A 5,957-nucleotide genomic window follows, 5' to 3' on the forward strand; every position below is an offset into this window, starting at 1 on the left:
AAAATCTTAAAAGAAGAAAGCAATCCTATATGGTGTATTGGTTATGGGAATATGCTTCATTAATATTTGAATGAAATTATTGTTTACTTGTGAATTACGGGAGGTACGTATATGTATATAGAGGACGATAAAGACGATTTCAAAATCAACATTTATAAATGGAAAGGCGAAGATAGAGTTGATGTTGAATTGATTCTTGGTGATTACAATCCCCTTGAGTTGGGATTTAGAAATTTGACAACTGCCAAAGAATTTGTAAAGAAGCTACAGTCGGCAGAAGTAAGAAAATTCAATGTAAATGAGAGAGGTGAAATAACAGAATGATTGATAAAAGCAAGTTGAAAGAAGGAGATATTGTCTGGGCATGTGCGTTCAATATTGATTTGGATAGACAGTCTCATTTCGGAGGTAAAGTAGTCCATTCAAAACAGGAACCAATTAAGGGAATTATATATAATAAATATTTCCATGTGTTAAAGCAAGATGGAACTCCTAGAGCAAACGGTGTCAGTTTGTATAGTAGAGATTTCGCAGAAACATACGAGGAATGCGTGGAAATTTACAACAAAAGGATAGATGAAAAGATTAATAAATTGTGTGGAACGGTAAAGGAACTGAGGAAAGAATTGATTGAACAGGAGGATAGTTACGAATGAATCTAAGAGATGATTTAGGCAATAGGATGAAGCAGTATGAACAGGTTCCAAAAAGTAAATTAATTAAAAGATTGCCAGTTATCATACGAGTTGATGGAAAAGCATTTCATACATTTACCAGAGGTTTTAAGAAACCATTTGATGATTTGCTGATTAAAATAATGCAGGAAACGACTAAATATCTTTGCGAAAATATTCAGGGGTGTGTACTCGGTTATACCCAATCAGATGAAATAACACTTGTATTAATTGATTATAAGGAATTAAACTCTTCTTCATGGTTTGACTCTGAAGTTCAAAAAATTTGTAGTGTTTCTGCGAGTATGGCAACAATGGCGTTTAATAGAATTTACAGAGAAATAATTAATAGAAACTATAATACAGAAAAAGTAATTTGTAAGGGAAATACTGGAAATACAGAAAAAGCAGACATTAAATATAGAATGTATTCCGCTGTGTTTGATAAGGCAATGTTTGATTCTCGTTGCTTCAATATCCCAAAAGAAGAAGTTACAAATAATGTTTTCTGGAGACAGTTGGACGCATCTCGAAATAGTATTCAAGCATTAGCTCAGGCAAACTTCTCTCATAAGCAGTTACAAAACAAATCCTGTAATGATCTCCAAGATATGCTTATGGAAACAAAAGGTATCAACTGGAACGATTTACCAACATACAAGAAACGTGGGTCATGTGTGGTTAAGAACAAAATTGTTTTAGGTACTAATGGAAAATTGGATTGGTGTAAACTAAGGGACATTAAGCAACCAGACTCAGCATGGATAGTTGATTATGACATCCCCATTTTTAAAGGAGAAGGAAGAGATTATATCGAACAATTAATATGCTATTAATATGAGAAAATGTCCATTTTATAATGAAAGGAAAGTGATTATGATTATTTTAGTTCTAGTGTTTATGATACTGTTTGTTGCGTTGATAACGTTTATGGCAGATTATTTGTCTCACATCATTATGGTTCGAGCAGAAAAATTACCTTATGATTGGTGTGATTTCAAAACGTTCCTATTAGAATTTGAATCAAAGCTTGACAAAAGTGCAGAATACGAAAACAAACGTGGTTCAATTTTTATTAGATTATGGGACGACAAAAGAAAAAAATACATACACAAGGTTTATCTTCACGCAAGTATTATTAGATTCGACGACAGTAGATGTATGATTTTATATCCATGGAGTTATATAAAGTATTGTAAATGGTTGAAGGGATTCGGTGGAGCCAAGAGGGTTAAAGGATTATATACCATGAAATGATTCATTGATTTAAAAATAACACAAAAGGAGGGGTTATGAGTACCGGCTTAATTATTAATAACTCTTCAAAACAAAAATGGGATGCGTCTATAGGTATTTAGATAAACGAGATAATATTATTAAATATATTGGGATTGTGTGGTCTAACAATAGAACCTTGAAACAAAGAATAAAAGAACATATAAAAAACGATGACTGGTGTGACAAAGAAAACTATAAAGTTGAATACATAGAAGAAAACATTGTTTCTAGAACTGATGCCGAGTATTTTGAAGCTCATTATATATCACTTTTTAAAACGGATCAATATTATAACAAATCAAAAACGGGCTGGGGAATAAGTACTTTTCTCCCAGTACGAAACGACTGGATCGAATATAAAGATCGTCCACTAGAATTTAAGGAGCTGAAAATACATAAAACCCAAGAAAAAGAGTTCCGACATAATTCAAAGCCCATATTACAATTTGATAAAAATAAGAAGTTAGTGAAGCATTATAATAGTATTAAGGAAGCAAGTGAATGTACAGAGTTTACCAGATGTTTGATAGTTATGTGTGCAAAATCAAATATGAAACGATTCGTGTCTACTGACGAATATGGAAGTGGGATTAGTATGACATGGGAGGAGTCTTGGGCAGATCACTTTAATGAAACTGGTAGAAGTTTTTATTATTTCAAATTTGCATAGAACAGATATTTAATAAAAAAAAGAAAAAGGAGATTATTATGAAAAAATTACGCGAGGAACTAGTTGGGGATTTAAGAAAGTTAGTGGCTACATTATCAAGTTATTCAACAGATAAGGCGTTGCCTATAATGAAAAGAAGGTCATGGGAACTGGGAGACAAATATAATATGAGTGGTGACGAGATTGTAAAGTTCTTATTTGACAACTATCAAGAAATTAAAGGTGAAAAACATTTATCAAACGAGTCTATGAAGTAAGTACTGTTATTTTTGTACCAAAATTTAAGAAAAATGAAGTTAATTTAAAGTAAAGGAGGCGAAAAGTAGTGCATCCAAACAAATTCTTTTCAGAAGTAAGTTGCAGAACTGATATAGAAGTATTTGAAATATTTGATAGAGATTTAAAAGAAAAACTGAAAAATATTCACCCAAACAATTTTTTGAAAACTAAGATTACATTGCCTGTTTATAAACTTATCCTGGATTATGATACAGAAAGCGATAATCATAAAACCGTTGAAAGATATATGGTTATGGACAGTCCCTTAGAGGAAGAGTTCTCAGACTGTTGGGCTGATATTTATTGCAGAGATTACAATAGTGATCACCCAAACAGGCAGATGAAGAATCTAAACATCATTGACATTGTACATATATGTGACGCTGTACTACCAATTGGTCGTTGATAGATGTCAATTGTATTTAACACCTTTATTTATTAAAGGTTGTCACGAGGTTACGAGAATGGATCGTTGATTCAAAGTAGTCGAAAAAGGAATGTGATAGTGACGTAAAAGGACACTCACTAAGTATGGCTTTACCTCATAAAAAGCGAAATTGACTTTTATGAGGAGAATACATATTGACATTAAGCATCAATGAAGTTTTAGATACATTACCGCAAGACGAAATAATTGTAAACAATTTTATCAAGGCATGGAAAATTATTAATAACCCGGATTATGAAAAGATCGTTTGCTCCATATCTGGTGGATCAGATAGCGACGACATGTTAGATATTTGCTACAGGTGTGACATAGATAAAAAGATTGACTATGTTTGGTTTAATACGGGCTTAGAGTACGAAGCAACCAAAGAACACTTAAAACATCTTGAAGAAAAGTATGACATAAAAATCAGAGAAATAAAAGCAGTTAAGCCCATACCGGTTTCGTGCAAAGAATATGGTCAGCCGTTTTTATCTAAACAGGTCAGTGAGTTTATTGGCAGACTGCAAAAGTATGGATTTAAGTGGGAAGATAAAGATCTTGACAAGTTGCTTGTTGAATACTGCGTTGAGATTCCAGAAGCTGAAGCAGTTGTAAATGGAAAAGTTAAAAAGGGGATTGCAAGACGTAATAATAGATATTGGAAAGGATGCGTTTCAGCTCTTGAATGGTGGTGTAATTCAAAGAAATCTAAGAAACTCTGTATAGCTCAAAATAAATGGCTGAAGGACTTTTTGATAGAGAATCCACCAATAGATACACCCATATCAAACAAGTGCTGTATTGGTGCAAAAAAAGCTGTTATTCATAATCTCTTGAAGGAAGGAATTTACGGTCTTAGCATTGTTGGAATTAGAAAAGCAGAAGGTGGGGCTAGAGCAACAGCTTACAAGAATTGCTTTGATGAAAATGATGATTCTTGTGATAATTATAGGCCATTATTCTTCTATAAGAATGATACAAAAATGATATACGAGAACCACTTTGATATTTGTCATAGTGATTGTTATACGAAATATGGGCTTAAAAGAACTGGATGTGCCGGTTGCCCATTTGGGAGAGACTTTGAGTTTGAGTTGGAAGTTATTCAGAAATATGAACCAAAACTATATGCAGCAGTAAATTACATATTTGGAAAAAGTTATGAGTATACAAGAAAATATCGTGAGTTTACAAAGATGAAGAACGATGAAATAAAGAAATTGAAAACAGGAAATAAGGATTAAATGGCTCTTTTATGAGGATTGAGAAAGAAGGGATATATCTGGATATTGAATTATTGATTAAGAGATTTGAACACAAAGTTGAATTGAAATTGTGCAGTAATGAATATGCAAAAGGTTATTGTTTTGGAGTTATTGATGCCACTATTAAAGATAATGATGAATACGATAGATTATCAAAAATAATAGATGAAAAGTTTAATTACTTGGAGGACTTAAATGAGATTTGAAAATACAGACGTATGGGGATTTCAACATGCCATAAGAGGAATGCGCAACCCCATGAATAGCTGGAATAAAAGTGACTCAGGAGAATGCGATGGCTTATGCAGCTTATGCACCGAATGCCAATATGATGATAAAGATTGTTATCTCAACGATTATGTCGGAACCAACGACATGAAACTTGCACAGCAGCTCATTAGAGCAGGATCGGAACATAGAAAATTTCTACGTCAAATATTTGTATCAGTGGATATTACAGCACCTCTTTATTGGTGGAAGGAATACGATACATATAAGATAGGAACAACTGCTAATTCTACGAGTACTATGCATAAATTATCAATCACACCAATTACCTTGAATTGTTTTGAAACAGACGATTATGAAACAGTAATTATTGAAAAGTATGAAGATAACGATGATTATTTTGCAAACGACGAACTTTGGGCTACTTTAATTACACATATGGAAGCATTAAGATTGAAACACCTTGAAACAAAGGATAAAAAATATTGGAAAGAACTAATCAGAATTCTTCCTGAATCATGGCTACAGACACGAACCGTTACTATGAACTACGAAAATATTTATTCAATGATTCGTCAGAGAAGGCACCATAAATTAACCGAATGGAGCGTGTCATTCATTGGTTGGTGTTGGACATTACCATATGCAGAAGAACTATTATTTTTGGATTGGGATAAGAAGGGAGAATAGCTAGTGAATTTAGAATCTGAATATATGAAAGGAATTATGAAAATGACCGGCTGCACAAAAGAAGACCTTATAAGCAAAAGCAATCAATATGAATCAGAAGATAAGTTGGTGTCTCACCCATCACATTACCAGTCATCGACAGGCTTAGAAGTGATTGATGTTATAAAGGCATTTACCGAAGACCTTAACGGGATTGAAGCTACTGATACAGGAAATATTATTAAATATGCTTGCAGGTGGAATGATAAAGGAACGCCTGTTAGAGATGTAGAAAAGATTATTTGGTATGCTACACATTTGTTAAATGAACTAAAGGCAAGGGAGGAATAATATCATAGAAAGGCTTAAAATTTATTTGGCAGGATCTATGACAGCATTTGGTGCAGACAGATTTGAAGAAGGAAATTTGTGGAGAAAAGAAGTGGCGGTAAGATTATTTCGCA

11 protein-coding genes are annotated in these 5,957 nt (G+C 33.1%); all 11 read left to right on the forward strand.

Annotated elements, in window-relative coordinates; genetic code table 11:
* The first annotated feature begins 111 nt into the window (after positions 1 to 111).
* The 11 genes from FAY33_RS18875 to FAY33_RS18925 all read left to right on the forward strand — a co-directional run bounded on the left by FAY33_RS18875 (position 112) and on the right by FAY33_RS18925 (position 5,844).
* Positions 112 to 324 carry a hypothetical protein gene (locus FAY33_RS18875; RefSeq protein WP_143322996.1) on the forward strand — a complete coding sequence of 71 codons (213 nt, stop codon included), beginning with the start codon at positions 112 to 114 and terminating at the stop codon, positions 322 to 324.
* A complete protein-coding gene (locus FAY33_RS18880; protein WP_143322998.1) occupies positions 321 to 656 on the forward strand; it encodes a hypothetical protein in 336 nt (111 codons plus the stop codon). The genes FAY33_RS18875 and FAY33_RS18880 overlap by 4 nt, the downstream gene beginning before the upstream one ends.
* On the forward strand, positions 653 to 1,510 hold the full coding sequence (locus tag FAY33_RS18885; protein ID WP_143323000.1) for a tRNA(His) guanylyltransferase Thg1 family protein: 858 nt from the start codon (positions 653 to 655) through the stop codon (positions 1,508 to 1,510). The genes FAY33_RS18880 and FAY33_RS18885 overlap by 4 nt, the downstream gene beginning before the upstream one ends.
* 40 nt (positions 1,511 to 1,550) lie before the next feature.
* The gene (locus FAY33_RS18890; RefSeq protein WP_143323003.1) at positions 1,551 to 1,931 is read left to right on the forward strand and encodes a hypothetical protein; all 381 of its coding nucleotides are present in this window, start codon (positions 1,551 to 1,553) and stop codon (positions 1,929 to 1,931) included.
* A 157-nt stretch (positions 1,932 to 2,088) separates the two neighbouring features.
* Positions 2,089 to 2,622, forward strand: a complete 534-nt coding sequence (locus FAY33_RS18895) for a hypothetical protein (protein WP_143323005.1) — start codon at positions 2,089 to 2,091, stop codon at positions 2,620 to 2,622.
* A gap of 38 nt (positions 2,623 to 2,660) precedes the next feature.
* Positions 2,661 to 2,879, forward strand: a complete 219-nt coding sequence (locus FAY33_RS18900) for a hypothetical protein (RefSeq protein WP_143323007.1) — start codon at positions 2,661 to 2,663, stop codon at positions 2,877 to 2,879.
* 68 nt (positions 2,880 to 2,947) lie between these two features.
* Entirely contained in the window at positions 2,948 to 3,307 is a 360-nt protein-coding gene (locus tag FAY33_RS18905; RefSeq protein WP_143323010.1) for a hypothetical protein, read from the forward strand.
* A gap of 176 nt (positions 3,308 to 3,483) precedes the next feature.
* Positions 3,484 to 4,575 carry a phosphoadenosine phosphosulfate reductase family protein gene (locus FAY33_RS18910; protein WP_243126845.1) on the forward strand — a complete coding sequence of 364 codons (1,092 nt, stop codon included), beginning with the start codon at positions 3,484 to 3,486 and terminating at the stop codon, positions 4,573 to 4,575.
* Positions 4,576 to 4,586: 11 nt separating this feature from the next.
* Entirely contained in the window at positions 4,587 to 4,802 is a 216-nt protein-coding gene (locus FAY33_RS18915; RefSeq protein WP_143323016.1) for a hypothetical protein, read from the forward strand.
* Entirely contained in the window at positions 4,792 to 5,514 is a 723-nt protein-coding gene (locus FAY33_RS18920) for a hypothetical protein (RefSeq protein WP_143323018.1), read from the forward strand. Before FAY33_RS18915 ends, FAY33_RS18920 begins: the two co-directional genes overlap by 11 nt.
* A gap of 3 nt (positions 5,515 to 5,517) precedes the next feature.
* Positions 5,518 to 5,844, forward strand: a complete 327-nt coding sequence (locus FAY33_RS18925) for a DUF3310 domain-containing protein (RefSeq protein ID WP_243126847.1) — start codon at positions 5,518 to 5,520, stop codon at positions 5,842 to 5,844.
* The last annotated feature ends 113 nt before the right edge of the window (positions 5,845 to 5,957 follow it).

This window comes from Clostridium sp. HBUAS56010 (genome assembly GCF_007115105.1).
Taxonomy (GTDB): domain Bacteria; phylum Bacillota; class Clostridia; order Lachnospirales; family Lachnospiraceae; genus Lacrimispora.

Bases quoted from the DNA above. Each gene is read 5' to 3' on its own strand.
- FAY33_RS18875 (WP_143322996.1), top strand. From the start codon at position 112: ATGTATATAGAGGACGATAAAGACGATTTCAAAATCAACATTTATAAA.
- FAY33_RS18880 (WP_143322998.1), top strand. From the start codon at position 321: ATGATTGATAAAAGCAAGTTGAAAGAAGGAGATATTGTCTGGGCATGT.
- FAY33_RS18885 (WP_143323000.1), top strand. From the start codon at position 653: ATGAATCTAAGAGATGATTTAGGCAATAGGATGAAGCAGTATGAACAG.
- FAY33_RS18890 (WP_143323003.1), top strand. From the start codon at position 1,551: ATGATTATTTTAGTTCTAGTGTTTATGATACTGTTTGTTGCGTTGATA.
- FAY33_RS18900 (WP_143323007.1), top strand. From the start codon at position 2,661: ATGAAAAAATTACGCGAGGAACTAGTTGGGGATTTAAGAAAGTTAGTG.
- FAY33_RS18915 (WP_143323016.1), top strand. From the start codon at position 4,587: ATGAGGATTGAGAAAGAAGGGATATATCTGGATATTGAATTATTGATT.
- FAY33_RS18920 (WP_143323018.1), top strand. From the start codon at position 4,792: ATGAGATTTGAAAATACAGACGTATGGGGATTTCAACATGCCATAAGA.